This window comes from Paenibacillus puerhi (assembly GCF_009846885.1).
Taxonomy (GTDB): domain Bacteria; phylum Bacillota; class Bacilli; order Paenibacillales; family NBRC-103111; genus Paenibacillus_G; species Paenibacillus_G puerhi.
The window spans coordinates 1-2,826 of record NZ_WUWM01000077.1 but is presented as its reverse complement, the minus strand read 5'-3'; the positions used below and the strand labels follow the sequence as shown (position 1 = coordinate 2,826).

The 2,826-nt window shown below is 34.9% G+C and carries 3 protein-coding genes and 1 pseudogene; 3 read left to right on the top strand and 1 reads right to left on the bottom strand.

All coding sequences use genetic code 11. The annotated features are described in order from the left end of the window. A partial coding sequence (locus GSF01_RS30000) for a hypothetical protein (protein WP_235941799.1) occupies positions 1-209 on the bottom strand: 209 nt, incomplete at its 3' end. 65 nt (positions 210-274) lie between these two features. Here GSF01_RS30000 and GSF01_RS29000 point away from each other — a divergent pair. The 3 genes and pseudogenes from GSF01_RS29000 (at position 275) to rfbC (ending at position 2,570) form a co-directional block, all read left to right on the top strand. Then, positions 275-1,051, top strand: coding sequence for a hypothetical protein (locus tag GSF01_RS29000; protein WP_159888743.1), 777 nt, complete (start codon positions 275-277; stop codon positions 1,049-1,051). Positions 1,052-1,132: 81 nt separating this feature from the next. Beyond that, positions 1,133-2,011 carry a glucose-1-phosphate thymidylyltransferase RfbA gene (rfbA, locus tag GSF01_RS28995; protein ID WP_159888742.1) on the top strand — a complete coding sequence of 293 codons (879 nt, stop codon included), beginning with the start codon at positions 1,133-1,135 and terminating at the stop codon, positions 2,009-2,011. Between the two features lie 24 nt (positions 2,012-2,035). Further along, a pseudogene (gene rfbC, locus GSF01_RS30640) lies at positions 2,036-2,570 on the top strand (dTDP-4-dehydrorhamnose 3,5-epimerase). The last annotated feature ends 256 nt before the right edge of the window (positions 2,571-2,826 follow it).

The window sequence follows — 2,826 nt, the reverse complement described above, 5'->3', positions numbered from 1 at the left end:
TCATTCACGGGTGAAAGTTTCCGGCTCAAGCAAGCGATGGAGCGAATTCCGCAGTGACCATTCATCTGGCAAGCGGTCTCGGCATTTTTGGCAGCAAGTTTAAGCATTTTTCGCTTGCAAAAAACAACCGGGATAACTTTGGCGAAGAGAGGCGAAAAACTTGGATTGGCTCCATTCAGGTGTGCTTTGAGTAAATGCGGAACTGGCATTACCCTCCTGTTTATTGTGGAAAACTTGGAATGCCACTTCAATATAATTTTTATGGAGGATTTATATGACTAGAGCAATCCTTTTAACAGGAACAATTGATACCAGTGTCTTCAAAAATGTAACAGTAATTCTTACAGACTTGAACGAACGGCTTAGACAATATTCTAATACAATAAAAAGATATATCGAAGATAGTGAATTTGATAAAATTGTATTTGTGGAAAATTCAGGATACCTTTTTGACGAAAATTACTTTTATGATCATGCTCTTAAATATGGAAAAGAATTTGAATATTTACCTTTTGTTGGAAATATAGAAAATATTATATCTTATGGGAAGTCCTACGGAGAAGCTGAGTGTATTACGTACGGAATAAAAAATAGCAATCTCTTAAGAAGTGAAAAATATATATATAAAGTTACTGGGAGAGTTTTTTTAAAGAATTCTACAGCTATTTGTAAAACGCAACACTCTTGTGATAATGAATTTGTTGTCTATAACGATACGAAATGGTGTCATACGAATTTTTTTAAAGTTAAAAGGGAAGATTATTTAACATTTTTATCCGATACAGAAAAGGAATGCGATGATTTTAATAAAAAAGGTATAGAAAATGTATATTATCAAAGGCTACTAGAGTCGAAAATGGATACGAGATGCTTTAAAATCTATCCAGATTTGACCGGTGTAATAGGTGGCACGGGAGCTCAATATGATAAAAAATGGTTTGAACTTTATATTAGAAATGTACTATGCGTAATCGGATACTTTAACATAAAACAAACAGATGCAAAACTTTTATCTGGATTACGTATGTTGAAAAGATTATTAATTAGATAAAGAGCTTTATCCTACAAATGGAATACATTTGTTGATTTAAGTACAAGTAAAAGCTGTTTCTAGGATAGGAGAGTATATAAAATGAAAGGTATTATTTTAGCTGGAGGTAGCGGAACGCGATTATATCCTTTAACAATGGTAACCTCCAAACAATTGTTACCAGTTTACGATAAACCAATGATTTATTACCCTCTATCAACCTTGATGCTTGCTGGAATTAGAGATATATTGATTATTTCGACCCCCGAAGATACGCCACGGTTTGAGGCTTTATTAGGTGATGGTTCTCATTTTGGTTTAAGTATAGAGTATAAAGTTCAGTCGACCCCTGATGGATTAGCTCAAGCTTTTTTGATTGGGGAGCAATTTATTGGAGACGATTCTGTTGCCATGATATTAGGAGATAACATTTATTACGGTAGTGGTATGAGGAGAATGCTTAAACATGCTGCTAATAAAGAAAGTGGTGCTACAGTATTTGGCTACCATGTTCATGACCCCAAAAGATTCGGTGTTGTTGAATTTGATAAGCATGGAAAAGTTTTAAGTGTTGAGGAAAAACCTGAAATTCCAAAATCAAATTACGCTATTACCGGGTTATATTTTTACGACAATCGTGTTGTAGAGATGGCTAAAAACGTAAGACCCTCTGTGAGAGGGGAATTAGAGATAACTTCTATTAATGAAGCATACTTAGAGCTTGGAGAGTTGGAAGTAGAACTTTTAGGCCGTGGATTTACATGGTTAGATACCGGCACTCATCAAAGTTTAGTAGATGCAACTAATTTTGTTAAGACTATAGAGGAGCATCAAGGAATCAAGATTGCTGCTCCTGAAGAAATTGCCTATATAAATGGATGGATTAGTAAGAACGATTTGTTTAAATGTGGCGAGAAACTTAGTAAAACTGGATACGGTCAGTACTTAATGAAAGTTGCCAATGGAGAAATAAAATATTAAGGAATATGAAAGAAGGTTAGGGAAATGAAATTTACTAAATGTGATCTAGATGGTCTGGACATTGTTGAGCCACATTTATTTGGTGATCATCGTGGCTGGTTTATGGAAACATAGAGCGAGGCCAAGTTTTTAGAGACTGGTAATTTGAATTAATTCAAGACAATCATTCATATTCATCAAGCAAAGGTACATTAAGAGGAATACACTAAAGCGCAAACGAAACTAGTTCGTTGCACCAAGGATACTATTTACGATGTTGCTGTATATCTTCGAAAGGCAGTCTTACTTTTGGGGGATGGTTAGGCATTGAGCTGACGGCAGAAAACAAAAATTATTTATCCCCAAGGGTTTCCCAGGGTTTATTACTTTAACGGATGAAGTTGAAGTTCAATACAAAGTAGATGAACTTTATGCACCAGATTGTGATCGAGGTATTATTTGGAATGATCCTTATATGGGAATAAAATGGACTATGGATATTACCCCAATATTATCCAAGAAAGATGAAAAGGCACCGCTACTAAAAGATGCTGAAAATAACTTCAGCTATGGAGAGTAGATTCAATGAGTATTCTAGTTATACCGGTCAGCTTGGTTATGATGTCGTTCAATTCGGCTTGAAGCTGGGTTTAAATATGATAGGTGTAGGTTTTAAAGATATTAATTTAACCAATAAAGAAGAAGTTTCTAACTATATAGATTGAACTGAAAAACTTCATACCTGAACAAGCAGACGGTCTATGACTTCAAGAGGCGATTTATTGATCCGTTTCATGAAAGCAGCGACATGAGAACGAATCACATAAAACTTATGG